The sequence below is a fragment of the Actinospica robiniae DSM 44927 genome (assembly GCF_000504285.1).
GTDB classification, from domain to species: domain Bacteria; phylum Actinomycetota; class Actinomycetes; order Streptomycetales; family Catenulisporaceae; genus Actinospica; species Actinospica robiniae.
The window spans coordinates 5,987,578-6,012,748 of record NZ_KI632511.1 but is presented as its reverse complement, the minus strand read 5'-3'; the positions used below and the strand labels follow the sequence as shown (position 1 = coordinate 6,012,748).

Here is a 25,171-nt window from a genome sequence, read left to right as displayed (position 1 = left end):
GGCGGACATCAGGGGTCTCCTGGGCCGCCGGTGGGACCAGACTAGATCCTCGGGTCCGCCGAGGGGCCGCCGCAAGGGTCTTGTCGCGCCCAGCCATGATCCAATATCGTTCGGTTTCAAGTCGGTACAGTGGACACGTCTGCTATGGCCGCCCCGCCCTCTGTGGCGACGTTCCGGCGGGTGCATGACGAAAAGTCACCATGTCGCCACTGTCCGCAAATGGGCGCCTCGCCACTTCTGCCTGCTTCCAGTGATTTGCCTCTTCTATGTATCGATTTCATAGAGTTCGCGGCCAAGCGGGCCCGGATGGTGTAGTTCTAGTTCTTGAACGACAAGCCGTTCGTCCGATTACCGGCACGCCCGACCTTGCACCAGACGGCATGACGGACCATCGGGGAGGATCCTGCCGAATCGGCCCTGGCGGGCCGTTCACCATGGAGATGGAGGAAGCCGCTCATGACCGCGCGCACGCCCGACGCTGAGCCGCTGCTGACCCCGGCCGAGGTTGCCACGATGTTCCGTGTGGACCCCAAGACGGTCACCCGGTGGGCCAAGGCCGGCAAGCTCACGTCGATCCGCACGCTGGGCGGGCATCGGCGCTACCGCGAGGCCGAGGTGCGGGCCCTGCTGGCCGGTATCCCGGCCCAGCGCGAAGGCTGAAGAGCCCCGCACAAGACGTACCGGCGGCGCCTGGCGCCGACCGGTTTCCGCCGCGAACGGCAGTCCGTCCCGCTACCCAGGCGGACTGCCGTACCGGGTGCCCACCCCGGTCCCCGGCGTGTCCGGCACCGTATGGAGCCCGTCACGCCAGCAGCTTGCGGATCCGCTTCTCCGAGACCGTGGTCGCCGTGCCCATCTGCTGGGCGAACAAGGACACCCGGTACTCCTCGATCAGCCATCGCGCCTGACGCAGCTCCGCGCTCGGCCGCCGGCCCTTCGGCACCCGGGCGAGCGCGTCCTCGTACTCCCGCTCGAGCTGCCCGACCTTGGCCATGTTCGACTGGTCGCGGTACGGATCGTCCGCCATCTTCTCCAGCCGGTAGCCGATCGCGCGCAGGTAGCGCGGCAGGTGCCTGAGCTGCTCGTAGCCGGTGGCGGAGATGAACCCCTTGCCCAGCAGGCGGCCCAGCTGCGTCCGCACGTCCGTGAGCGAGGGCAGCAGCCCCAGCGTCACGGTGCCCTTGAGCCGGCGCTCCAGCTCGTGCGCGGCGGCGAGTGTGTCGGCGACGGTGACGAGCGCGTTCTCGGCCGTCTCGGCCAGATCCGCGCGCACCTTCTCCCGCAGCACGGCGAAGCCCGCCGCGTCCCAGACCGGCCCGCCGGCCTGATCCATCAGGTAGTCGGCCGCACACGCGACGCAGTCCTCGAACAGCAGCGGAACCGGGCCGTACGGGTTCGTGCCGAGAGCCAGCTTCTGCTTGTTGTCCAGGGCCGCGAGCATCGCCTTGACCGGTGACGGGATCGTGAGCAGCAGCAGCCGGCGCACGCCGAGGTGCATCGCGTCGGCCTGCTCCTGCGGGGTGTCGAGCAGCTTGAGGCCGACCGTCTGGCCCTCGTCCACCAGCGCCGGATAGGCCTTCAGCGCCACGCCGCGTTGATGTTGTTCGTAGACCTGCGGAACGTCGCCGACCTCCCAGCCGCGCATCCCGGTGCGCTCCAGGTCGTCCGCCGCCGAAGACAGCTCCTCGCGCAGCTTCGGCTTGAGCTGTTCCTTGAGCGCCGCCAGGTCCTTGCTCTCGGCCAGCTTGCGGCCGCGCTCGTCGACGATGCGGAAGGTCATGGTCAGGTGCTCGGGCAGCCGGTCCAGATCCCAGTCCCGGCGCTCGAGATCGCGCGCGCCCATCCGGCGCATCTCCCGCTCGAGGCCGTCGAGCAGCGAGCCGCGTCCGTCGGCGTGCGCCGGCAGCTTCTCCAGCAGGGCCTTGGCGTAGTTGGGCGCGGGCACGAAGCTGCGCCGGATCGGCTTGGGCAGCGAGCGGATCAGCTCGGTCACCAGCTCCTCGCGCAACCCGGGGATCTGCCAGTCGAAGCCCTCCGGCTCGACCTGGTTGAGCACGGCCAGCGGGATGTGCACGGTCACGCCGTCGGCGTCGGCCCCGGGCTCGAACTGGTAGGTGAGCTTGAACCGCAGCCGGCCCTGGCGCCACGTGTTCGGGTACTGCTCCTCGGTGACCGCCGCGGCGCCCTCGTTGACCAGCATGGAGCGCTCGAACGAGAGCAGGTCCGGCTGCTCGCCGCGGGTCTTCTTCCACCAGGTGTCGAAGTGCTTGGCCGAGACGCAGTCGGGACCCACGCGCTGGTCGTAGAAGTCGAACAAGGTCTCGTCGTCCACGACGATGCCGCGCCGCCGGGCGCGGTTCTCCAGCTCCTCGACCTCTTTCAGGAGCTTGCGGTTGTCGTGGAAGAACTGATGGCGCGTGGTCCACTCGCCGTAGACCAGCGCGTGCCGGATGAACAGCTCGCGGCTGAGCTCCGGGTCGATCCGGCCGTAGTTGATCCGGCGCTGGGCGACGATCGGGATGCCGTAGAGGGTGACCTTCTCGTAGGCCAGCACCGATTCCTCGGACTTCGACCAGTGCGGTTCGCTGTAGCTGCGCTTGACGAGGTGCTCGGCGAGCTCCTCGATCCACTCGGGTTCGATCCGCGCGGCGACCCGCCCCCACAGCCGGGACGTCTCCACCAGTTCGGCGGCCATGACCCAGCGCGGTGACTTCTTGAACAGCGACGAGCCGGGGAAGATGGCGAACCGGGCGTTGCGGGCTCCGATGAACTCGCGCTTCTCCGGCTCGTACATGCCGATGTGCGAGAGCAGTCCCGCGAGCAGGGCCCGGTGCACGACCTGCGGCTGGGCCACGGCCGAGTTCGGCACGACGTCGAGGTCGCGCACGGACTGGCGCAGCTGCGCGTGCAGGTCCTGCCACTCGCGGATGCGCAGGTAGTGCAGGTACTCGCCCTTGCACAGCTTCCGGAACTGGTTCGAGGACAGCTCGCGCTGCTTCTCCTTGATGTAGTCCCAGAGTTTGAGGTACGTCAGGAAGTCCGACTGCGCCTCTTTGTCCACGAAACGCGCGTGCGACTGCGAGGCCTGCGTCTGCTTGTCCACCGGCCGCTCGCGCGGGTCCTGGATGGAGAGCGCCGAGGCGATGACGAGCATCTCGTTCAGGCAGCCGGAGCGGTCCGCCTCGATGACCATGCGGGCCAGGCGCGGGTCCACCGGGATGCGCGCGAGCTTGCGGCCGACGGGCGTGAGTCGCGGCTGGTGGTCGCTCTGCACGGCCTCGATCGCGCCGAGCTCGTGCAGCAGGTCCAGGCCGTCCTTGATGTTGCGGCGGTCCGGCGGCTCGACGAACGGGAAGCCGGCGATGTCGCCGAGCCCGATGTTGGTCATCTGCAGGATGACCGAGGCCAGGTTCGTGCGCAGGATCTCCGGCTCGGTGAACTCGGGCCGGGCCAGGAAGTCGGCCTCCGAGTAGAGCCGCACGCAGATGCCGTCCGAGGTGCGCCCGCAGCGTCCCTTGCGCTGGTTCGCCGAGGCCTGCGACACCGCTTCGATCGGCAGCCGCTGCACCTTGAGCCGGTGGCTGTAGCGGGAGATGCGCGCGGTGCCCGGGTCGATGACGTACTTGATCCCCGGGACGGTGAGCGAGGTCTCGGCCACGTTCGTGGCCAGCACGACCCGCCGCTCGGCGTGCGGCTGGAAGACGCGGTGCTGCTCGGCGCTGGACAGGCGCGCGTAGAGCGGGATGACCTCGGTGCGCCTGAGCTGGAGCTTGCCGAGCGCGTCGGCGGTGTCGCGGATCTCCCGCTCTCCGCTCAGGAACACCAGGATGTCGCCCTCGCCCTCGGCCTGCAGTTCGCCGACCGCGTCGCAGATGGCCTGCACCTGGTCCCGGTCCGGGTCGCCGTCGGGGTCTTCGAGGTCGACGATGGGCCGGTAGCGCACCTCGACCGGGTACGTGCGGCCGGAGACCTCGACGATCGGGGCGGGCGTGCCGTCCGCGGCGGCGAAGTGCTCGGCGAAGCGCTCCGGGTCGATGGTGGCCGAGGTGATGATGATCTTGAGGTCGGGGCGGCGCGGAAGCAGCTGTTTGAGATACCCGAGGATGAAGTCGATGTTGAGGCTGCGCTCGTGCGCCTCGTCGATGATGAGCGTGTCGTACTGGAGCAGGTCCCGGTCGTGCTGGAGCTCGGCCAGCAGGATGCCGTCGGTCATCAGCTTGACCAGGGTGCCGGCGCCGCCCTTGTCGGTGAACCGGACCTTGTAGCCGACGACCTGCCCGATCTCGGTGCGCAGCTCCTGGGCGATGCGCTCGGCGACGGTGCGGGCGGCCAGCCGGCGCGGCTGGGTGTGCCCGATCACGCCGCGCACCCCGCGCCCGAGCTCCAGGCAGATCTTGGGGATCTGGGTGGTCTTGCCGGAGCCGGTCTCGCCCGCGACGATCACCACTTGGTGATCCCGGATCGCGGCCAGGATCTCCGCGCGCTTGGCGCTGACCGGCAGGTTCTCCGGATAGTGGAGTTCCGGCACGGCGGCGCCGCGGGAGGCGAGCCCGGCTATGGCGGCGTCGATCTGCGCCGAGATCTCGGCGGCGATGGCCTCGAGCGCCTCCGGTTTGCGCACCTTGCGGGCGCCCTCTATCCGGCGCCGGAGCCGGGCCGCGTCGCGCGGCGGGAGCTCGGCGAGGCGGGGGCGGAGAGCGGCGAGGGCGGCGGCCGCGGGTCCCGCGGGGGCCGTGCTGGAAGAGCCTGCGGCAGGCCGGCGTTGTGCGCACATGACGCCCACCAGCATAGGCGGGCGGCGGCCCGGGCCGCCTCAGGTTATCGCCCGGGCCGGCCGGATCCGCCGCCTGAGCACGATCCTTTGCATATGAAAACCATTGTCGATATCGTGGGGACTGCTACTAGGGTTAAAATGATGTTCATTACCACCAGATGGGGGCTCCGCCATGACCGCACGTCGCGCCCACGGGCCGCGCCGGGGTCCGGGGCGCACCCGCACGTTCGCGGCGCTGGTGGTGGCCGGGGGACTGGCGACGACGGCCTGCGCGACCACCGCGCCGGGCTCGGCCTCCGCGGCCGGGCGCGGCCGGATCGACGTCGTCGCGGCCGAGAACTCCTGGGGCTCGATCGCCGCGCAGCTCGGCGGCGACAAGGTCGACGCGGTCTCGCTCATCTCGAACCCGCAGACCGACCCGCACTCCTACGAGCCGACCGCCGCGGACGCGCTGCGCATCTCGAGCGCGCGGCTGTTCATCCAGAACGGCATCGGGTACGACAGTTCCTGGGCGCCGAGCCTGGTCGCGGCGAACCCCAGCTCCGCCCGCACGGTGCTCACCGTGGGCGACGTGCTCGGGCTGCCTGACGACGCCAACCCGCACCAGTGGTACTCGCACGCGAGCGTGTACGCCGTCATCGACGCCATCACCGCCTCCTACCAGCGCATCGACCCGGCTGACGCGTCCTACTTCGCCGAGCGCAAGACCTGGTTCGAGACCACCGCGCTGGCCGAGTACAACCAGCTCGAAGCCGCCATCAAAGCCGACTACGCGGGCACGCCGATCGGCGCGTCCGAGTCCATCGTCTCGCCCCTCGCCGAGAGCCTCGGGCTGGACCTGCTCACGCCGGCCTCCTTCCTCAAGGACATCAGCGAGGGCGCCGACCCGACCGCCGCCGACAAGAACGCGATCGACCAGCAGATCACCGACCGCCGGATCAAGGTCTACGTCTACAACTCGCAGAACTCCACGCCGGACATCCAGGCGCAGATCGCATCGGCCCGGCAGCAGGGCATTCCGGTGACGACCGTCACCGAGACCCTCTCCCCCGCCGGCGACACCTTCCAGCAGTGGATGGCCGGGCAGTTGCGCAGCCTGCAGGCGGCGCTGGCCGAGGCGACCGGGCATGAGTGAGCGACAGGCGCGAGGAGAGATCAGCCGATGAGGAACACCGATACGCAGCGATCGGACACCGAGGTGTCGCCGGTCACCGGCGCCGTGGTCGAACTGCGCGACGCCGCCGTCGCGGTGGGCGGCCGGCGGCTGTGGAGCGGCGTGGACCTCACCGTGCGGCCGGGCGAGTTCGTCGCCGTCCTCGGACCCAACGGCGTAGGCAAGTCGACCATGATAAAGGTGCTGCTCGGCACCCTGCCGACCGCGGCCGGCCAGGTCAGCGTGCTCGGGCAGCGTCCGGGCGCCGCGGGCGACCGGATCGGCTACCTGCCGCAGCGGCGCAACTTCGACAGCTCACTGCGCATCCGCGGCGTCGACCTGGTGCGGCTCGGCCTCGACGGGGACCGCTGGGGCGTACCGATGCCCTTCGCTTCGCGTCTGAGCGCCCGCCATCGGGCCGCGGAGGCGCGGGTGCGCGAGGTGATCGAGCTGGTAGGCGCGACCTCGTACGCGGACCGGCCGATCGGCGAGTGCTCGGGCGGCGAGCAGCAGCGGCTGCTGATCGCGCAGGCGCTGGTGCGCCGACCCCGGCTGCTGCTGCTCGACGAGCCGCTCGACTCGCTGGACCTGCCGAACCAGGCCGGCGTGGCCGCGCTGATCCACCGCATCTGCCGGCACGAGGACGTGGCGGTGGTGATGGTGGCGCACGACGTCAACCCGATCCTGAGCTACCTGGACCGGGTCGTCTACATCGTCAGCGGCGGCGCCGCCTCCGGCCCGGCCGAGGAGGTCATCACCGGCGACACGCTCACCCGGCTCTACGGCACGCCGGTCGAGGTGCTCAAGACCGCCGACGGCCGGCTGGTCGTGGTCGGCGGCCCGGAAGCGCCCGCGCTGCACAGCGATCGGCACCACGCCGGCCACACGCACGCCGTCGCGCCGACGGCGCCGCGCGGACTGGGGCGGCAGGTCCGCCGTCGATGAACCCGCAGTTCAGCTGGAACCCGATCACCGACGTCGAATGGCTCTGGTCGCTGCCGTCGGTGCTCAACGCCTACCGGGCCGGCCTGGTCGTCGCAGTGCTGGCCGGGATCGTCGGCTGGTTCATGGTGCTGCGACGCCAGTCCTTCGCCGGCCACTCGATCGCGGTCACCGGCTTCCCGGGCGCGGCGGCCGCCGTCTACGCCGGCCTCAGCGCGACGCTGGGCTACTTCGGGTTCTGCGTCGGCGCGGCCCTGGTGATCGCGTTTTACACGCGGGGCAGCGGATCCGGTGACACGGTCGGCGAGCGCGCCCACTCGTCCGCACTGATCGCGGTGGTGCAAGCCTTCGCGCTGGCCCTCGGCGCGCTCTTCCTGCAGCTCTACGGCGGATTCCTGAACAGCACGGCCAACTTCCTGTTCGGCAACTTCCTCGGGATCACCTCGACCGACGTGCTGGTGCTGGTGGCCGTCGCGGCCGTGGTGCTCGCGGTGATGGCCGCGATCGGCCGGCGGTTGCTGTTCGTCTCGATCGACCCCGCGGTCGCCGCCGCGCGCGGCGTCCCGGTGCGGGCCATGAACGCGCTGTTCCTGGTGCTGCTCGGGGCGACGGTGGCGGAGGTCTCGCAGTTCACCGGCTCACTGCTGGTGTTCGCGCTGCTGGTCATGCCGGCCGCGACGGCGCAGGTACTGACCGCGAAACCCGCGCTGGGCCTGGCGATCAGCGTCGTCATCGGCGCGCTGGCCACCTGGTTCGGACTGGCCTGGGCGTTCTTCGCCAAGCAGGGCACCGGGTTCACCATCACCACCATCGCGTTCGGCTGCTACCTGCTCGCGCTGCTCGTCCGAGCGCTCCGAACCCGGCGGCAGCCCGCGCCGATGGTGCCGCACGGCGTGCTGGAAGGGGCGTCGTAACGGTGTTCCAGGACTCTTACATGCTCACCGCGTTCGTGGCGGGCACCGGAATCGCGCTGGCCTGCGGGCTGGTGGGCTACTTCCTGGTGCTGCGGGCGCAGGTGTTCACCGGTGACGCGCTCTCGCACGTGGCGTTCACCGGCGCTCTGGCCGCCCTCGCGTTGGGCATCGACCTGCGGGTCGGCCTGTTCGCGGGCTGCGTCCTGGTCGCGGTGCTGTTCGGCGCGTTGGGCCGCAGAGGCCGCGCGGACGACGTCGTCATCGGCAACGTGTTCGCGTGGATCCTGGGGCTGGGCGTGTTCTTCATGACGCTCTACATCACCAACCAGTCCGGATCGGGCGGCCAGGGAGGGACGACCACCGTGCAGGTGCTGTTCGGTTCGATCCTCGGCTTGTCCTCGGGCATGGCGCTGACGGCGCTGGCCATCGGGCTGGCGGTCAGCCTGGCCATGCTGCTGATCGCGCGCCCGCTGCTGTTCGCCACGCTCGACGAGGCAGTCGCCATGGCGCGCGGCGTCCCGGTCCGGCTCCTGAGCTATGGATTCCTGGTACTCATCGGCGTCACGGCCGGAGAAGCGAGCCAGGCCGTCGGCTCGATGCTGCTACTGGGGCTGCTCGCGGCACCGGCCGGCACCGCGCTCCTGCTGACGGACCGGCCGTACGCCGGCCTGGCCCTCTCGGCCGGGCTCGCCGTGGCCGACATCTGGATCGGCCTTGTGCTGACCCAGTTCGTCCCGGGTGCGCCGACTAGCTTCTGGATCATGACTGTGGCGACGGTGGCTTACGCCGGTGCCATCGCCTACTCCCGCATCCGGCGGCCGAAGCAGATCGCAGGTCCGGCAGAGGCGACGACCGTATGACGAGCACGACACCAGCCGACGAGAGCCGGCCCGCGCCCGATGCCGCGGACGACTACGTTCTCCGGCACCTGGCCGAAACAGCGGTAGACCTCACGGGCACGGTTGTCGTACTCGGTGACCGGACCGGTGAACTCGTGCGCGGGCTCGTCACGCTCGACGAGTCGTGCCACCCGCTGCTGATCACGGACTCCTACCTCGCCAGCCGTACGTCCGGCGCGCAGCTGGCGCAGGTGCTTACGACGCAGGACGAGCCGCCTGAGCGGATCGATGTGCTCGTCGTGCGGATCCCGAAGAGCCTTGCGCTGCTTGAGGACCAGCTACACCGCTTGGCACCTCGGCTGCGTCCGGACTCGATGGTCGTCGGCACCGGCAAGGCCACCGAGATCCACACGTCGACGCTCACGTTGTTCGAGCAGCTGGTCGGGCCGACGCGCACCTCGCTCGCCGTCCGCAAGGCCCGCTTGATCTTCAGCGCACCCGCCGGACGGCCGGCTGAGGCCCTCGAGCCCGGCGCACCCGAGAACCCCTGGCCGCTGCGTTATCAACTGCCTGTGGATAAATATCTCGGCGCCGCCGCCGGGCGCACGGTGGTCAACTACGCGGGCGTCTTCTGCGCCGATCGGCTCGACATCGGCACGCGCTTCATGCTGGAGAACCTGCCGGTCAGACGCGGAGCAGAGCGCGTCGTCGACCTCGGTTGCGGCAACGGCGTCCTCGGACTCGCAGCGGCGGTGGCGAATCCGGCCGCGAGACTGACCTTCCTCGACGAGTCGTTCCCTGCCGTCGCCTCAGCACGCGCCACCTTTGCCGAGAACGTCCCGGTCGAGCGGTACGAGCAGGCCGAGTTCGTCGCCGGAGACGCGCTCACGCCGCTGTCGACCGCGAGCGTCGACCTGGTCCTGAACAACCCGCCCTTCCACGCCCACCGGGCCACCTCGGACGAGACCGCCTGGCGGATGTTCACCGGCGCGCGGCGGGTGCTGCGGCCCGGCGGAGAGCTGTGGGTCGTGGCCAATCGGCACCTCGGCTACCATGGAAAGCTCCGCCGGGTATTCGGGAACTGCGAAACCGTGGCGGGCAACGCGAAGTTCGTGATCCTGCGTGCTGTGAGGAAGTGAAGGTCGCTGAGCTCCTCGGTACCGCCGTCGGCTCCCGTCGTGCGCTTCAGCCTGGACACGCCGCTGCCCTCGGGCCGGATCCGGGTGGCCGCGAGCGAACAGGGCGTGCTGTGGGCGGCCTTCCACGAGGATGACACGATCCTGCGGCCCGAAGGCCTGGACCTCGAGGACATATCCACGGACCGCCGTGCCGCGATGGTGGCCGAACGGTACGCCGACTACTTCGCCGGCCGACGCCGCGGCCTCGACCTGCCCATCGACTGGAGCCTGACCAGCGGCCTACAGCGCAGAGTCCTGCAATGCCTCTACGGCACCGTCGGCTACGGCGAGACGGTGACCTACGGCGAACTGGCCGAACGCTGCGGCGCCTTCGACACCGAGGATGCCCGCGGCCCGGCCGCACGCCTCGTCGGCACACTGATGGGCACGACCCCGATCGCGATCCTGATCCCGGCGCACCGCGTCGTCGCCGCCGACGGCATCGGCGGCTTCGGCAGCGGCCCGGACGCCATTGCGACCAAGCGCTGGCTGCTCACCCTGGAAGGCAGCCTGGCCCCCACCCTGGACTGGGACGGGCCCGACCCGGCGTGATGCTCCGCCGGTCCGCCGCGTCTACCGGCTCACCTCGCCGGCCGGCGCTTCTCCCGCGCCTGCCGCACAGCCTGCGCGTGCTCGTCGAAGCCGTCGCGCGAAAGCCCCGCCACCACACCGTCCACGTCGGCGGCGGATCGGTTCTGGCTGAACTTCGCCTTCGCCTCGATCCGCTTGATCAGCAGCTCGATCCCGACGATCGCCCGCAACTGTCCGGCAATGTAGTCGGCCGGTGCATCCGAGACAGCCCACGGGTGCTCGCGCTCCGACTCGTGCTTCTCGGTCAGCCGCTCCACCAGCGAGCGCACCCAGTCCGGATCGTCGTGCACCACTAAAGTGCCGTAGACGTGCAGAGTGAGGTAGTTCCACGTCGGCACGACGCGCCCGTGCTCAGCCTTCTCCGCGTAGTACGACGGCGAGACGTAGCCGTTCGCCCCGTGCGCGATCACCAGCGCGTCGCCGATGGCCGGCCGCTTCCACTGCTCGTTGTTCCGGGCCACGTGCCCGAGCAGAGCGCCATGCTCCCCGCGCGACGCGTCGAACAGCAACGGCAGGAACGTGGCGTCCATCCCGTTGTCCGTGACGGTGATCAGATCCGCCGCACCGAGGTTCGTCAGCAGCTCGACGACAGTGTCCTGGTCGGCGGCGAAATGCGCGGGTATATACATGATCACAGCCTACTCGGAGCCGCGATCCCGGGTGCCTGGCGCTCGGACTCAGGCGCGGGCGCGGGCGCGGCGGCCGGCTTCAGCAGCAACGTCGCCGCGCAGACGGCCATGACCACGACGATCGCGAGAAGCAACACTCGGTAGTCCACGACCGCGATGAGCCACGCGCCCGCGGCTATGGAGCAGGTCTGCGGGGTGAGGACGACCATCGACCAGGCCGCGTTGACCCGCCCCTGCAAGAAGGACGGCGTGTGTACCTGGGCCGCCGTGCTCAGACCGACGACGAGCCACACCAGTCCGAGCCCGTCCCCGACCGACCCGATCAGGCAGAGCACCACGGAGTGGGACGTGTAAAGCAGTGACGCGACGCTGAAGCCGGCCAGCGCCAATCCGACCACCCGCGCTTCCCCGAGCCGCTTGAGCATGAACGAGACCGCGATGCCGCCGAGTACCGACGCAGCACCCTGCGTGCTGTTGAGGACGCCGAAGAAGGCGGGCGACCGGTGCAGTCCCTGATCCACCACGGCGAAGATCGCCGTCTCGGTCAGACCGATCACCGTGAAGCCGCACGCGGTCACGACGGTGATCTGGAAGAGCAGCCGCACGGAACGGATGTGCCGAAAGCCCGCTGTCACGTCCGCGAAGAAGGATCCCGAGGAGCCCGGCGAACCGGCGGGAACGGCGTGGCCACGCGGCTCGTCCAGGCGGATCGTCAGCAGCGCGACGATCGCCGCGGCGAAGGTGACGCTGTCGAGGATGGCCACCGACCCGCCGCCGAACGCGACGAACATGCCCGTCCCGACCAGCGGCGCGACGATACGCAAGCCCTGCGAGACGGTCTGCAGCATGGCGTTGGCCGAAGCGGTCTGCTCGGGCCCCAGCAACGACTTGCGCAGCCCCGCGCCCGCGCTGCTCAGGATGCCGGACGCCAGTCCGTAAGCGAAGGCGACCGCGTAGATGATCCACAGCTGCCCACGCCCGTGCACGGCGAGCAGCGACAAGACGACGACCCCGGCGGCCGCGTTCGTCCCGATCAGCAGCGGACGCCGCCGCACCCGGTCGGCCAGGTGCCCGGTGAGCGGCCCGAAAAGAGCCGGCAGTCCCAACGCCAGAAAGACCCCGCCGGCGGCCGAGTTGCTGTTCGTCAGTTCCTTGGCCCAGATGCCGAGCATGAGGTAGAGCGCGGTGTCCCCGAAGCTGGAGAGCGACTGTCCGGCCAGCAGCCTGCGGAACCGCGGATCCGCCAGCGGCCCGGTCACGGCGCGTCCGCCTGCTCGCGAGGCAACCGAGGCGCCACGGTGTTGGTGGCGAACATCCGCACCTGCCGCGCACCCTCCGGCCGCAGCGAGGGATCGCCGTCACGCGCGGAGTAGCGGCGCGCGATCTCCATGAGCTGCGTCTTGATCTCCGTCATCTCCGAGACGGTCACCCACATCGAGGATCCGACGATGCACGAAGCGTCCCGCCACTCCGGCTCCTCCCGATCCCGCTGCCGCACCCGCTGGCGCAGCCGCCCGAACTCGTGCTCCAAGAAGGCCTCGACCGCGGCCTGCGCCGCGAGCTCCCCGTCGATGTCCTCCCGGTCGTCGTTCCCGATCCGCTGCTCCTGCCCCGTCAGCCGCCACGGCTTCTCCCGCCCGGTCCGCCCCGGCGAAGCCTCGACGTAGCCGTACTTGGCCAGGATCCCGAGGTGGTAGGCGCAGCTCGCGACGCTCTCCCCGGTCAACTCCGCACAGCGGGTGGCGGTCGCGTCGCCCTCCCGCTCCAAGACGTCGATCAGCTTCCAGCGCAGCGGGTGCGCGAGGGCGCGAAGCGCCTGGGGATCTGTGCTCATGCGGCCAGCGTAGATGCTCAAGGTTTCTTAATCAAGACTCCTTGAACAAGACTTCTTGAACGAGCTCGAGAGCCCGGCGTCAGTCGCTCTCCTCCGCAAGCGGCTCTGAACCGACGCCGTAATAGCGACGCTGAGCAGGCCATAGGGCCCCGGTTGCCGCGGTCCCGAGGGCTAGAGCAATGCTCAAGCTCCCCCATGCGGGCAGCTTTGCGGGCGGGCCGCCGAACTGGATGACGACGAAGGTCACGAAGCAGAGCAGCACCGCCGAGAAGGACATGAGATTGAGTGCGAACGCCAACGCCAGATGACGCCTCGGCCAGGTGGCGCCGCGCATGGCGTAGAGCTGATAGATCGTGAGGTACAGCCACAAACCGTAGGGTGCTGCCCACCGGATTCCGTAGGCAGCGCCCACTACCGCTGCGAGAAGCAGCGGGCCAAGCGCGACGTAGAACCCCAATGCGATCCTGGCGCGTCTCGGAGTCTTCCTCATAGCCGCACAGTGACTTCGGCGCCTTCTTCAGCGCTGCTCAGTATGTCCACGTCACCACACCCCCGGGACTCAGGCTACTCGCAGAGGCGCCGAACAGGGTGTGCGAGTAAGCGTCCTTCGAAAGGAACCGCGGCGCAGGCAATCACGTCGCCTGAAGGCAGACGGCGGCTGGAATCTGTCATGAGGGGGCGACACGACGTGGACTTGGTCACGGGCACCACGTTCATCCTGCCGGCGGTGCTATTCGCCGTGTGGCTCGTGTCCTGGCGGTGGGAGCGGTGGACCCGTTGGGTCCTGGTGTGCCTCGGGATCAGCGCTTCGGTGCTCTTGGCCGTCATCCCGACCGTGATCATCGGAAGGCAGCCGGCAGCGCCGTTCGTCCCCCCCATGTGTGACTCGCCCATGTGCTGGGAATCGGGTCGTTCGGACCCGCTTGCCTGGTGGGTGGCCGGCTTCGTCGGTGTCGCATTCTGCGTGGCATTGGCCTTGCTGACGGGCTTGATCGAAATCGCCCTCGACGTCAGGCGCAGAGCCTCGGCCTAGGCGCCATTCCCGGACGGCATCTGGTCGTGCGGCGGGATCTGGTCGCGTGGGACGACCAAAGCCCACGTCGCCGCCACCCGCTCCAACTGCTTGCCGGGCGCTACGTGTCTCTCCAGATAGCCGCACGTCACGCAGATGTAGTCCATGGTCTGCGCACCATTGAAGCTGCCGCTGAACGACAAGCGGCCCTGCTCCACGGCGCTCCTGGCGCAGTGGACGGTAGTGGCTCCGCAGCTTGGGCATCGCCCGTTCAACATGGTCACAGGCTAGACCTCATTTTTCGGGTGTGCGGAGTGCGACCGGCGCCGGCTTGGGCGAGTTGGTCGGCAATACGTCGAAAGGCCCGGACCGGAATCCATCTCCGGTCTGGGCCTTCTCGTGGAGCGGGTGACGGGAATCGAACCCGCGCTGTCAGCTTGGGAAGCTGATGTTCTACCATTGAACTACACCCGCGTGAGCACCGTCCGTCACCGTTCGCTGATGGTGACGCCCTGTGCAGCTCGCCCAGGCTACCAGATGCGTGCGGCGGAGTGGAGTGCGATACCTTCGGTCTCGTGTTGCTCTCAGACAAGGACTTGCGTGCGGAGATCGCCTCGGGGCGGGTGCGGATCGAGCCGTATGACGACACGATGGTGCAGCCGTCGTCGATCGACGTGCGGCTGGACCGGTTCTTCCGGGTGTTCGAGAACCACCGCTACCCGCACATCGATCCCGCGCGGGAGCAGCCGGAGCTGACCCGGCTGGTGGAGCCGGAGTCTGACGAGCCGTTCATCCTGCACCCCGGCGAGTTCGTGCTCGGATCGACCTACGAGCAGGTCACGCTGCCGGACGACGTGGCTTCGCGGCTGGAGGGCAAGTCCAGCCTGGGGCGGCTCGGGCTGCTGACGCACTCGACGGCGGGGTTCATCGACCCGGGGTTCTCCGGGCACGTGACGCTCGAGCTCTCGAACGTGGCGACCCTGCCGATCAAGCTCTGGCCGGGTATGAAGATCGGACAGCTGTGCATGTTCCGGCTGTCCTCCCCGGCCGAGAACCCCTACGGGTCGTCCGCGGCGGGGTCGCGGTACCAGGGGCAGCGGGGGCCGACGCCGTCGCGGTCGCACGTGAACTTCCACCGTACGAAGATCTGATCGGACGATCCGACTTCTCCGATCGGTCCACGGGCATTCAGGGGGGCTTGAATCATGCCGATGTTTCCGTCCGATCCGCGCGCGGTGACGGTGCTGGCGCCGGAGCTGGTGGACGCGGTTGCGCTGCTCGACGCGCTGGCGCCGTTGGGGACGGGGGACGTGTTCTGCGCGGCGGCGCCTGACGACGGGCTCGACGACGCGTACGACGACGAGGAGCCGTTCGCCTACTACAGCGCGACCTTCTCCGACACCGTCGCCACGTTCGTCGTCGAGGTCGAGCGGTCGACATCCAGCGCGCAGGCGCGGTACGAGGTGCACGTCGCGGATTCCGGGCCGGGCGCGGAGCGGCTGCGCTACCGGCTGGCGAAGGCGGTCGTAGCGGCGACGGGCGGGTTCGCCGCCGACGCGGAGGGCGGGCCGGTGGTGCTGGCCGCTCCGCCGGAGGACCCGTTCGGCGCACTCTGGTAGGCCTCTGCTTGCGCGATTCGAGTGAATTCGGGGCCTAATCCCTCTCAATTCGGCCAGAACCCTGCGACAGTGGCGGCGTGAAGTCGAGGCCTTGGACACTGCCGGGCCGGTCCCGCGCGGGGTCGGCCGAACCGGGATCGCTGCTGCGGCGGCACCCGGTGCTGCTGCTTGCCGGCACGCCTGTGGACGCCGACGTCAGACGGCTGGTGCGGCTGTGGAATCCGTCCTCGGACAACGGGATCACCGGTCCGGGAACGACGGAGGCGGCAACAGGCGATGCCGGCGGCGACATCGGCATCGACGTCGCCGACGGAGTCCGCTTCGCGGGGCCGTTCCGGCTGGACCCGGAGACGCTCGCGCTGGCGGGCCTCGGCTCACCGTGGACCACGGCGTACGCCGCGTTGTGCACCCAGGAACGAGTTCGGGTGGTGCACGGCATCGACGCCGACCTGCTCCGATTGCGTTACCCACATGGGCTTCCGGTCGGCGCCGAGGGCTTGGCCTGGTCGCTGATCATCGGGCTGGCGCGGCGGCTGGGCGGCGCGGCGCGGCTGCCTGCGGACTCGCCGCGCGCCACTCGGGCCGTCGCCGTGCGTCGGATCCGTGGGCACGACACGGTCTACTGCGTCTACGGACATGAAGCGCTGCCGTGGTCGGTGCTGCGTTCCGTCCTGTCTCTGACGCTGCCGGAACTCGACCGCAACGGCGCACTGGCCGCGAACGATTACTGCCTCGACCGGCCCGGAAGCTTCGAGGTGCGGGTACGCCCGTTCGGCGGCGAGGGGTTCATGCCCTACGCGCTGAGACCGCGCGCCGCCGCCGACTGGCCGTGCACGGTCTACCGCTTCCGCTGTCTGCCGCAGGCCACTGACATCGACGCGGACCGCATCGACACCCGGTTGCGCGCCGCGGCCTGCCAACTCGCCGACGTCGTCGGCGGCGTGGTGCTCGACGGCGAGGGCTTTCCGCTCTCCGCCGCCGTGCCTGCCGTGGCCATACGCTGACGACGGGCACAGCGGGCGGTCGGCGGCGGACAGCGGGCGGCGCGCCCGGGGTCCGCCGGCTCAGGACTTGGCAGTGGCGATGTCGGCGCAGTCGGCGGGGACGTCGCAGGAGAGGGTTCCGAGCACCGCGCCCGTGGCCGTCGTGTCCGTGATGAAGACCTTCGCCGGCGCCGCCATGATCGTGGCTCCGCCGCCGACACCGTCGAGGTCGATGACGGCCGAGTTCATCCGCAGCGCGTTCCCGGCGACGACACTCACGCTCGCGTCCGGGCGCACGGTCAGGCTCAGCTGCGCCGAGCACCGGGAGTCGGGGCAACGCTCCGTCAGGTACAGCGTCGCGCCGATGACGTCCGTGCTGCGCACCGGGTCGTCGAACGGCGTCGAGGTGTCGATGGCGGTGAGGGTCGCGGTCTGGCCGCTCGCCTTGCCCACCACGGTGAGCGAGACGTCGCCGTCGAGGACGACCACCACCGAGGTCACGCCCGAGTACGAGCTCGTACTCGTGTTGGTGTGCCGCACCTCGTGCAGCACCACGTCGGTGACGGTGCCGAGCACGGCCAGCACTGCCAGGGTGATGACGAGCGCGGTCAGGGCGCGGCCGAGCCCGGCGAACCAGGCGCGTATTCGGTCCGATCTGGTCTCGGCGGCCGAGCCGGCTTCGGTGTCCGGTTCCTGTGCTTGCGCACCGATCGGTTCCTCGCCGCTCATGAAGCCGCTGCCCTCCACGTAGCCGGACCTGCGCGCGCCGTCCGTACGGCCGCTTGTGCACGGCAGCCTACTCCTGGCGGCTGCGCCGCCCTAGCTCACTTCACGGAGCGCAACAGCAACTGCGAGACATCGACCACTTCCATCGATTCCGGCACTTCGCCGCTCTGCTTGCGCGCGGTGATGGAGTCGCCGAGCATCACGAGGCAGTACGGGCACGCGGTGGAGATGACGTCAGGGTTCGTCGAGAGCGCCTCGTCCACCCGCTCGTTGTTGATGCGCTTGCCGATCCGCTCCTCCATCCACATCCGCGCGCCGCCGGCGCCGCAGCAGAACCCCTTCTCCTTGCAGCGGTGCATCTCGGTGTTGCGCAGGCCGGGCACCTTGGCGATGATCTCGCGCGGCGGGGTGTAGACCTTGTTGTGCCGGCCGAGGTAGCACGGGTCGTGGTAGGTGATGTTCTGGTCGATCGGCGTGATCGGGGTCAGCCGGCCCTCGGCGACGAGGGTGTCGAGCAGCTGGGTGTGGTGGATGACCTCGTACTGACCGCCGACTTGCGGGTACTCGTTCGCCAGCGAGTTGAAGCAGTGCGGGCAGGTGGCCACGATCTTCTTCGACGGCTTGTCTCCGAAGACCTCGTTGAGCATCGCCACGTTCTGCTGGGCCTGCATCTGGAACAGGAACTCGTTGCCGAGCCGCCGCGCCGGGTCTCCGGTGCAGCTCTCCTCGCCGCCGAGGATGGCGAACTTCACCCCGGCGATGTGCAGCAGTTCGGCGAAGGCCTTGGTGGTCTTCTTCGCGCGGTCCTCGAGCGAGCCGGCGCAGCCGACCCAGTACAGGTACTCGATCTCGGAGACGTCCTCGACGTCCTCGCCCACGATCGGGACCTGGAAGTCGACCTCGGAGACCCAGTCCAGCCGCCGCTTGGCCGGCATGCCCCAGGGGTTGCCCTTGTTCTCGATGTTCTTGAGCATCGTGCCGGCCTCGGACGGGAACGCGGACTCGATCATGACCTGGTAGCGGCGCATGTCGACGATGTGGTCGACGTGCTCGATGTCCACCGGGCACTGCTCCACGCACGCGCCGCAGGTGGTGCAGGACCACAGCGCCTCGGCCGCGAACACGGCGTTGTCCTCGGGGGAGCCGACCAGCGGGCGGGCCGCCTCGGCCAGGACGTCGTGCGGCACGCCCTTGAGCATCTCCTCGGTGGCCTTCTCCTCGCCGGCCAGGTCCAGCCCGCCGCCGGCCAGGATGTAGGGCGCCTTGGCGTGGGCGTGGTCGCGCAGGGCGAGCACCATGAGCTTGGGCGAGAGCGGCTTCTCGGTGTTCCAGGCCGGGCACTGGTCCTGGCAGCGGCCGCACTCGGTGCAGGTGCTGAAGTCCAGCAGGCCCTTCCAGCCGAAGTCCTCGACCTTGCCGACGCCGAAGACCGCGTCCTCGTCCGGGTCCTCGAAGTCGATCGGCTTGCCGCCCGAGAGCATCGGGTTGAGCGCGCCGAGCGCGGTGCCGCCGTCGTCCTTCTTCTTGAACCAGATGTTGACGAAGGCCAGGAAGCGGTGCCAGGCCACGCCCATGGTCGAGTTGAGCGAGATGGTGATCATCCAGGCGAAGGAGATCACGATCTTGAGGGTGGCCACGGCCCAGATGACGTTCTGCAGGGTGCCCACCGAGGCGCCCTGGAACAGGCCCTTGGCGATCGGCGCGGAGAAGAAGTACTCCATGGAGAAGCGCGAGCCGTTCTCCAGCGCGCACTCGGCCCCGCGCAGCACCAGGATGCACAGCAGCACGCCGAGGATGGTGTATTCGACGTAGTACGCCTGCCACATGACCGAGCCGAAGAACCGGGACTTGCGGCCCTTGGTCCGGGGCAGGTTGGCCAGCCGCACCGCCATCAGGAAGACGATGGCGAACAGGCCGACCACGCTGAACAGCTCGGTGACGAACTGGTAGGGCCACCAGTGGCCGATCAGCGGGATCTGGAAGGTCGCCGAGAACAGCTGCCCGAACGCGGTCACCAGGGTGAGGAAGAGCAGCCCGAAGGAGACCATGACGAACCAGTGCGCGATGCCGATCCAGCGCTTGCCGCGGCGGGCGAGCCGGGTGTGCGCGCCGAACTCGACCACCAGGTTCTTGGTGCGGGCCCACGGGTTGGAGGTGCGGCCGGGCACCGGCTGGCCCATGGCGATCGTCTGGTACATGCGCACGAGGACCTGCGCGAAGAGCGCGAGGCCCACCACGGCGATACCCAGCGAGATGATGATCGCGGCGATCTGCATGATCCGGACGTCACTCCTTCGGTGCCGGTCCGCCCGGGGGCGGGGCGGGCGCTGCGTCGAACGGCCGCAGTCTACTCGCCAGTAACTTATTTGGCGACCTTGGACTGAACGCTCATTCAGTCTGACTTATCGGGCTTATCGTCGCATTTACCCACGCGCACGCGCCGTCCGGGGCCCGGCCGCATTCATCCGGTCGGCGGGTGTGTGATCAACGCCACTCAGTGCAGGTAGTACGCGTGATTCTCGTGAAGAGCCTCGTGCTCTTCGAGGCGCAGCTGGGTGCGCGCGGGCTCGGCGTCGGCTATGGCCTGGACGAGCAGGCCCGCCAGGACCATGGGCGCGGCATGCGAGTCGAAGACGAGGCGGGAGCCGACCGGGGCCGGGAAGACGACGTCCGCGCGATCGGCCCAGGGGGCGAGCCGAGAGTCGGTGACGAGCGCGACCTTGAAGCCCTGGCGGTGGGCTTCATCGAGCACTGTGATCGTTTCCACGGCGTAGCGCGGAAGCATGAACGCGAGCAGCCAAGTGCCGCCCGCCTGCCTCGCCTGCAGCAGCAGGTCGAAGGCGGCGGATCCGGCACTGTCCACGAAGCGCACGTCCGGATGGATCCGGGCAGCGCCGTAACAGAAGTAATAGGCCACAGGGTCGGACATGCGCAGGCCGAGCACCGGGAGGCAGGCACTGGCCGCGAGTTCGCGGCCGAGGGCGGCGAACCGCTCCGGGTCCGCGGTCAGCTCGTGCAGGGTGGCGAGGTTGGCCTCCTCGGCCGCGATCGCCGCTTGCAGCTCATTGCGACGCACCTGCTGCGGGGTCTCCGCGACGGCCCCGAGCACTATCGGACGCAGCGCGTCGCGCAGCGCCGGGTAGCCGGAGAAGCCGAGCGCGGCGGCGAACCGGCTCACCGCCGGCTGGCTGACCCCGGCCCGCTCGGCCAGGTCGACGCTGTTGAGGAACGCGGCCTCGGCCAGGTTGTCGATCAGGTACTGCGCGATCCGGCGCTGGGCGGGCGAGAGCCGCCGCCCGTCCAGCAGGGCGAGCAGCTGCTCCGACGCGGGCTTGCGCTGGTCCACGTGCTTGTGCTGGTCCATGAGCCTCGCAGCCTATCGGCTCGGCTAGCGCAGCGGACCGGTCACGGCCTCGACCGCGGCCAGCACCGAACCGTCGAGCACGGCCTGCTCGGCGGCGCGCAGCTCGATGGACAGGTAGCGGTCCGGGCCGGGGCCGCCGACGCCGCCCGCGCGCAGGGCCGCGACCGCCGCGGCGGTGGCCGGAGCGGGGGCCAGCGGGGCGCGCAGGTCGAGCGCGCGAGCCGCGGTGAGCAGCTCGATCGCCAGCACCCGGGCCAGGTTCTGCAGCGAGCGGCGCAGCTTGCGCGCGGCGGACCAGCCCATGGAGACGTGGTCCTCCTGCATGGCCGAGGACGGGATCGAGTCCACGCTCGCCGGCGCGGCCAGCCGCTTGTTCTCGGACACCAGCGCGGCCTGGGTGTACTGGGCGATCATCAGGCCGCTGTCGACGCCGGGGTCGTCGGCGAGGAACGGGGGCAGGCCGTGCGAGCGCGCCACGTCGAGCATCCGGTCGGTGCGGCGCTCGGCGATGGAGGCGAGGTCGGCGACGGCGATGGCCAGGAAGTCGAGCACGTAGGCGACCGGGGCGCCGTGGAAGTTGCCGTTGGACTCGACCCGGCCGTCCGCGAGCAGCACCACCGGGTTGTCCACGATCGCGGCGAGTTCGCGTTCGGCGACGGTGGCGGCGTGGGCCAGGGTGTCCCGGGCGGCGCCGGCCACCTGCGGGGCGCAGCGCAGCGAGTAGGCGTCCTGCACCCGGGTGCAGGTGTTCTCGCCGCGGTGGGAGGCCATCACGCCGGAGTCGGCCAGGATGTCGATGAGGTTCGCGGCCGAGGCGGCCTGGCCCGGGTGCGGCCTTATCGCGTGCAGTTCGGGGCGGAAGACGCGGTCGGTGCCGAGCTGCGCCTCCACGCTCATCGCGGCGCTGACGTCGGCGATCTTCAGCAGCCGGCCGAAGTCGCGGATGGCCAGGATCAGCATGCCGAGCATGCCGTCGGTGCCGTTGATCAGGGCCAGGCCCTCCTTGGGGGCCAGCTCGACCGGGGTGATCCCGTGCGCGGCCAGGACCGGGCCGGCCGCGGTCTCGGTGCCGTCCGGGCCGATCACCTCGCCTTCGCCCATGAGCACCAGCGCGACGTGGGAGAGCGGCGCGAGGTCGCCGGAGCAGCCGAGCGAGCCGTACTCGCGCACGGCCGGGGTGATGCCGGCGTTGAGCAGCGCGGCCATGGTCTCGGCGACCACCGGGCGCACGCCGGTGTGCCCGGTGGCCAGGGTCTTGAGCCGCATCAGGATCAGTGCCCTGATCACCTCCGGCTCGACCAGGTCGCCCATGCCGGCCGCGTGCGAGCGGATCAGCGAGCGCTGCAGCGCGGCCCGCAGCTCGGGGTCGATGTGCCGGGTGGCCAGGGCGCCGAAGCCGGTGGAGATGCCGTAGGCCGGAGTGGGCGCGGCGGCGAGCTCGTCGACCACCGCGCGGCCGCGGGCGAGGGCGTCGAGCGCCGCGGGGCCGAGCTCGACCTTCGCGCCGTCGCGGGCCACGGCCAGCACGTCGTCGAAGCCGAGGTCGCCCTTGCCGAGAGTCACTACGGTCACGGATCCTCCAGAGCCTTCCGGGTCGCCAACCCAAAATGAATATAGCCATGCGGTTGACCGCACCACTGAATGATTGCATAACATGTCTGGTGGCTCCATCGGCCCCCGTCCGTTACCGCCGTCCACCAGAAGGTGAGCTCCCGCATGACCGGTCCCCGGCTCGTCACCGCCCCGCGCGGCACCGACCTCAACACCCTCGGCTGGCAGCAGGAGGCCGCCTACCGGATGCTGCAGAACAACCTCGACCCCGAGGTGGCCGAGCATCCCGAGGAGCTCGTGGTCTACGGCGGCACCGGCAAGGCGGCGCGCGACTGGAACTCGTTCGACGCGATGCTGCGCACCCTGCGCACGCTCAAGGGCGACGAGACGATGCTGGTGCAGTCCGGCAAGCCGGTCGGCGTGATGCGCACGCACGAGTGGGCGCCGCGGGTGATCCTGGCCAACTCCAACCTGGTCGGGGACTGGGCGAACTGGGAGGAGTTCCGCCGGCTCGACGCGCTCGGGCTGATGATGTACGGCCAGATGACCGCCGGGTCCTGGATCTACATCGGCACCCAGGGCATCCTGCAGGGCACCTATGAGACCTTCGCGGCGGTCGCGGCCAAGCGCTTCGGCGGCACGCTCGCCGGCACCATCACGCTGACCGCGGGCCTGGGCGGGATGGGCGGCGCCCAGCCGCTCGCGGTGACCATGAACGACGGCGTGGCCCTGTGCATCGACTGCGACCCGCGCGCGATCACCCGCCGGATCGAGCACCGCTACCTGGACGTGCAGGCCGACTCGCTCGAGCACGCCCTGCAGCTCGCGATCGAGGCGCGCGACGCGCGCCGGCCGCTCTCGATCGGCGTGCTGGGCAACTCCGCCGAGCTGGTGCCCCAGCTGCTGGCGATGAACGCGCCGATCGACATCGTCACCGACCAGACCTCGGCCCACGACCCGCTCTCCTACCTGCCGCTGGGCATGGCGTTCGAGGACATGAAGTCCTTCGCGGCGGCCAAGCCGGCCGAGTTCACCACGCGGTCCCGGGAGGCGATGGCCAAGCACGTGGAGGCGATGGTGGGCTTCCAGGACGCGGGCGCGGAGGTGTTCGACTACGGCAACTCGATCCGCGGCGAGGCCAAACTGGCCGGCTACGAGCGCGCCTTCGACTTCGCCGGCTTCGTGCCGAAGTACATCAGGCCCCTGTTCAGCGAGGGCAAGGGCCCGTTCCGCTGGGCGGCGCTCTCCGGTGACCCGAAGGACATCGCCGTCACCGACCGCGCCGTGCTGGATCTGTTCCCGGAGAACGAACCGTTGGCGCGGTGGATCCGCCTGGCCGGCGAGCGCGTGCACTACCAGGGCCTGCCGGCCCGGATCTGCTGGCTCGGCTACGGCGAACGGCACCAGGCCGGCCTGCGGTTCAACGACCTCGTGGCCTCCGGCGAGGTGCAGGCGCCGATCGTGATCGGCCGCGACCACCTCGACTGCGGCTCGGTCGCCTCGCCGTACCGGGAGACCGAGGCGATGCTGGACGGCTCGGACGCGATCGCCGACTGGCCGCTGCTGAACGCGATGATCAACGTGGCCTCCGGCGCCTCCTGGGTCTCGATCCACCACGGCGGCGGGGTCGGCATGGGCCGGTCCATCCACGCCGGGCAGGTCTCGGTCGCGGACGGCACGCCGCTGGCGGCGCAGAAGCTCGAGCGGGTGCTGACCAACGACCCGGGCATGGGCGTGATCCGGCACGTGGACGCGGGTTACGAGCGCGCGCAGGAAGTCGCGGCGGAGCGCGGTGTGCGCATCCCCATGAACGAGGGCTGATCCGTGGAGAGCTTCCACGAGCTGTGGACGTCGCTGCTGCCGCTGGGCTACTCCCGTTCCAGCGGCGGCTACCGCCGCTTCGCCTGGTCCAAGGCGGACTTCGCCTGCCGGGCCTGGTTCACCGCGCAGGCCGCCGACCGCGGACTGAGCGTGCGCACCGACCGCAACGGCAACCAGTGGGCCTGGTGGGGCGAGCAGCTGCCGGGCAAGGCGCTGGCCATCGGCTCGCACCTGGATTCGGTGCCGGACGGCGGCGCGTTCGACGGCCCGCTCGGGGTGATCAGCTCCCTCGCCGCGGTGGACGAGCTGCGCGCGCAGGGCTGGCAGCCCGGCCGCCCGGTCGCGATCGCGAACTTCGCCGACGAGGAGGGCGCCCGCTTCGGCGTGGCCTGCGCCGGATCCCGGCTGCTGACCGGGCAGTTGGATCCGGACCGGGCCAGGGCGCTGACCGACGCCGACGGGATCCGGCTGGCCGACGCGATGGCCGCGGCCGGTCAGGACCCTGACGCTCTCGGCCGGGACGAGGAGCTGCTCGACCGGATCGGCGAGTACGTGGAGCTGCACATCGAGCAGGGCCGCGGGCTGGTCGAGCTGGACCGCGCGGTCGGCGTGGCCGCTTCCATCTGGCCGCACGGCCGCTGGCGCTTCGACTTCGGCGGCGAGGCCAACCACGCCGGCACCACCCGGCTCGAGGACCGGCGCGACCCGATGCTCGCCTACGCCTTCACCGTGCTGGCCGCGCGCAAGAAGGCGGCGGCGCACGGCGCGCTGGCCACCTTCGGCCGGATCCAGGTGGAGCCCAACGGCACCAACGCGATCCCGTCGCGGGTCAGCGCCTGGCTCGACTCGCGCGCCCCGTCCGAGGAGGCGCTGGCCGCGTTGCTGGCCGAACTGGAGACGGCCGCGCGGGAACGGGCCGAGCGCGACGGCGCGTCACTGTCTGTCGTGAACGAATCGCTGACCCCCATCGTCGAATTCGACCATGCCCTGCGCGACCGTCTGATCAGGACGCTGCACGACGCGCCGGTGCTGCCGACCGGGGCCGGGCATGACGCCGGCATTCTCGCCGCGCGCATTCCGACCGCGATGCTGTTCGTGCGCAACCCTTCCGGGGTCTCGCACTCACCCGCCGAGCAGGCGGAGACGGCCGACTGCGAGGCCGGCGTGCACGCGCTGGCCGGCGTGGTGCGCGAGCTGGCCGGGGGTGGACGGTGACGGCTTACCTGGCCGAATACGCGTTC

General features: G+C 70.1%; 23 protein-coding genes and 1 tRNA gene. 13 read left to right on the top strand and 11 right to left on the bottom strand.

The features are described 5' to 3' along the window. Window positions 1-456 precede the first annotated feature (456 nt). Window positions 457-660: a developmental transcriptional regulator BldC gene (gene bldC, locus ACTRO_RS25605; RefSeq protein ID WP_034266952.1), complete on the top strand. Its 204-nt coding sequence runs from the start codon at window positions 457-459 to the stop codon at window positions 658-660. Between the two features lie 142 nt (window positions 661-802). Here bldC and hrpA read toward each other — a convergent pair whose 3' ends face one another. Next, entirely contained in the window at window positions 803-4,774 is a 3,972-nt protein-coding gene (hrpA, locus tag ACTRO_RS25600; RefSeq protein WP_051452497.1) for an ATP-dependent RNA helicase HrpA, read from the bottom strand. A 172-nt stretch (window positions 4,775-4,946) separates the two neighbouring features. Between hrpA and ACTRO_RS25595 the strand changes: the two genes are divergently transcribed. Genes ACTRO_RS25595 through ACTRO_RS25570 form a run of 6 tightly spaced genes read left to right on the top strand, consistent with a single transcriptional unit; the run spans window position 4,947 to window position 10,352 of the window. Then, the gene (locus ACTRO_RS25595) at window positions 4,947-5,909 is read left to right on the top strand and encodes a metal ABC transporter solute-binding protein, Zn/Mn family (RefSeq protein WP_051451387.1); all 963 of its coding nucleotides are present in this window, start codon (window positions 4,947-4,949) and stop codon (window positions 5,907-5,909) included. Window positions 5,910-5,936: 27 nt separating this feature from the next. Then, entirely contained in the window at window positions 5,937-6,872 is a 936-nt protein-coding gene (locus ACTRO_RS25590; RefSeq protein WP_084316521.1) for a metal ABC transporter ATP-binding protein, read from the top strand. Beyond that, on the top strand, window positions 6,869-7,783 hold the full coding sequence (locus tag ACTRO_RS25585) for a metal ABC transporter permease (RefSeq protein ID WP_051451386.1): 915 nt from the start codon (window positions 6,869-6,871) through the stop codon (window positions 7,781-7,783). Before ACTRO_RS25590 ends, ACTRO_RS25585 begins: the two co-directional genes overlap by 4 nt. 2 nt (window positions 7,784-7,785) lie before the next feature. Further along, window positions 7,786-8,643: a metal ABC transporter permease gene (locus ACTRO_RS25580; protein ID WP_245594485.1), complete on the top strand. Its 858-nt coding sequence runs from the start codon at window positions 7,786-7,788 to the stop codon at window positions 8,641-8,643. Further along, window positions 8,640-9,761: a methyltransferase gene (locus tag ACTRO_RS25575; RefSeq protein WP_034266949.1), complete on the top strand. Its 1,122-nt coding sequence runs from the start codon at window positions 8,640-8,642 to the stop codon at window positions 9,759-9,761. The genes ACTRO_RS25580 and ACTRO_RS25575 overlap by 4 nt, the downstream gene beginning before the upstream one ends. A gap of 39 nt (window positions 9,762-9,800) precedes the next feature. Further along, window positions 9,801-10,352 (top strand): methylated-DNA--[protein]-cysteine S-methyltransferase, encoded by a 552-nt coding sequence (locus ACTRO_RS25570; RefSeq protein ID WP_051451385.1) that lies wholly within the window; start codon window positions 9,801-9,803, stop codon window positions 10,350-10,352. 29 nt (window positions 10,353-10,381) lie between these two features. Here the strand turns inward: ACTRO_RS25570 and ACTRO_RS25565 are convergent, their stop codons facing one another. From ACTRO_RS25565 to ACTRO_RS25550, 4 genes are all read right to left on the bottom strand, one after another. Then, window positions 10,382-11,020 (bottom strand): FMN-binding negative transcriptional regulator, encoded by a 639-nt coding sequence (locus tag ACTRO_RS25565; RefSeq protein ID WP_034266946.1) that lies wholly within the window; start codon window positions 11,018-11,020, stop codon window positions 10,382-10,384. Between the two features lie 2 nt (window positions 11,021-11,022). Then, window positions 11,023-12,279: an MFS transporter gene (locus ACTRO_RS25560; protein ID WP_051451384.1), complete on the bottom strand. Its 1,257-nt coding sequence runs from the start codon at window positions 12,277-12,279 to the stop codon at window positions 11,023-11,025. Further along, the gene (locus ACTRO_RS25555) at window positions 12,276-12,854 is read right to left on the bottom strand and encodes an ArsR/SmtB family transcription factor (protein ID WP_051451383.1); all 579 of its coding nucleotides are present in this window, start codon (window positions 12,852-12,854) and stop codon (window positions 12,276-12,278) included. The genes ACTRO_RS25560 and ACTRO_RS25555 overlap by 4 nt, the downstream gene beginning before the upstream one ends. Before the next feature lie 79 nt (window positions 12,855-12,933). Beyond that, window positions 12,934-13,344 carry a hypothetical protein gene (locus tag ACTRO_RS25550; RefSeq protein WP_034266942.1) on the bottom strand — a complete coding sequence of 137 codons (411 nt, stop codon included), beginning with the start codon at window positions 13,342-13,344 and terminating at the stop codon, window positions 12,934-12,936. Window positions 13,345-13,542: 198 nt separating this feature from the next. On the opposite strand from ACTRO_RS25550, the gene ACTRO_RS49080 reads away from it, so the two are divergent. Beyond that, window positions 13,543-13,887: a hypothetical protein gene (locus ACTRO_RS49080; protein ID WP_211244407.1), complete on the top strand. Its 345-nt coding sequence runs from the start codon at window positions 13,543-13,545 to the stop codon at window positions 13,885-13,887. On the opposite strand, the gene ACTRO_RS25540 is transcribed toward ACTRO_RS49080, so the two are convergent. Then, window positions 13,884-14,084, bottom strand: coding sequence for a hypothetical protein (locus ACTRO_RS25540; protein ID WP_034266935.1), 201 nt, complete (start codon window positions 14,082-14,084; stop codon window positions 13,884-13,886). The genes ACTRO_RS49080 and ACTRO_RS25540 overlap by 4 nt on opposite strands. Window positions 14,085-14,266: 182 nt before the next feature. Further along, window positions 14,267-14,340: transfer RNA gene (locus tag ACTRO_RS25535), tRNA-Gly, on the bottom strand. Window positions 14,341-14,441: 101 nt separating this feature from the next. Here ACTRO_RS25535 and dcd point away from each other — a divergent pair. From dcd to ACTRO_RS25520, 3 genes are all read left to right on the top strand, one after another. Next, entirely contained in the window at window positions 14,442-15,017 is a 576-nt protein-coding gene (gene dcd / locus ACTRO_RS25530; RefSeq protein WP_034276720.1) for a dCTP deaminase, read from the top strand. A 54-nt stretch (window positions 15,018-15,071) separates the two neighbouring features. Beyond that, on the top strand, window positions 15,072-15,485 hold the full coding sequence (locus tag ACTRO_RS25525; protein ID WP_034266932.1) for a hypothetical protein: 414 nt from the start codon (window positions 15,072-15,074) through the stop codon (window positions 15,483-15,485). A gap of 77 nt (window positions 15,486-15,562) precedes the next feature. Then, entirely contained in the window at window positions 15,563-16,489 is a 927-nt protein-coding gene (locus ACTRO_RS25520) for a hypothetical protein (RefSeq protein WP_157436437.1), read from the top strand. Between the two features lie 60 nt (window positions 16,490-16,549). Here ACTRO_RS25520 and ACTRO_RS25515 read toward each other — a convergent pair whose 3' ends face one another. From ACTRO_RS25515 to hutH, 4 genes are all read right to left on the bottom strand, one after another. Further along, window positions 16,550-17,197, bottom strand: a complete 648-nt coding sequence (locus ACTRO_RS25515; RefSeq protein ID WP_034266926.1) for a hypothetical protein — start codon at window positions 17,195-17,197, stop codon at window positions 16,550-16,552. A gap of 95 nt (window positions 17,198-17,292) precedes the next feature. Continuing rightward, on the bottom strand, window positions 17,293-19,470 hold the full coding sequence (locus tag ACTRO_RS25510; RefSeq protein ID WP_034276718.1) for a (Fe-S)-binding protein: 2,178 nt from the start codon (window positions 19,468-19,470) through the stop codon (window positions 17,293-17,295). Window positions 19,471-19,688: 218 nt separating this feature from the next. After that, window positions 19,689-20,558 (bottom strand): MurR/RpiR family transcriptional regulator, encoded by an 870-nt coding sequence (locus tag ACTRO_RS25505; RefSeq protein WP_157436436.1) that lies wholly within the window; start codon window positions 20,556-20,558, stop codon window positions 19,689-19,691. Between the two features lie 24 nt (window positions 20,559-20,582). Further along, window positions 20,583-22,130: a histidine ammonia-lyase gene (gene hutH, locus ACTRO_RS25500; protein WP_051451382.1), complete on the bottom strand. Its 1,548-nt coding sequence runs from the start codon at window positions 22,128-22,130 to the stop codon at window positions 20,583-20,585. Window positions 22,131-22,274: 144 nt separating this feature from the next. Between hutH and hutU the strand changes: the two genes are divergently transcribed. Both hutU and ACTRO_RS25490 read left to right on the top strand, forming a co-directional pair. Beyond that, window positions 22,275-23,930, top strand: coding sequence for a urocanate hydratase (hutU, locus tag ACTRO_RS25495; protein WP_034266918.1), 1,656 nt, complete (start codon window positions 22,275-22,277; stop codon window positions 23,928-23,930). Window positions 23,931-23,933: 3 nt separating this feature from the next. After that, window positions 23,934-25,145 (top strand): allantoate amidohydrolase, encoded by a 1,212-nt coding sequence (locus ACTRO_RS25490; protein ID WP_051451381.1) that lies wholly within the window; start codon window positions 23,934-23,936, stop codon window positions 25,143-25,145. The last annotated feature ends 26 nt before the right edge of the window (window positions 25,146-25,171 follow it).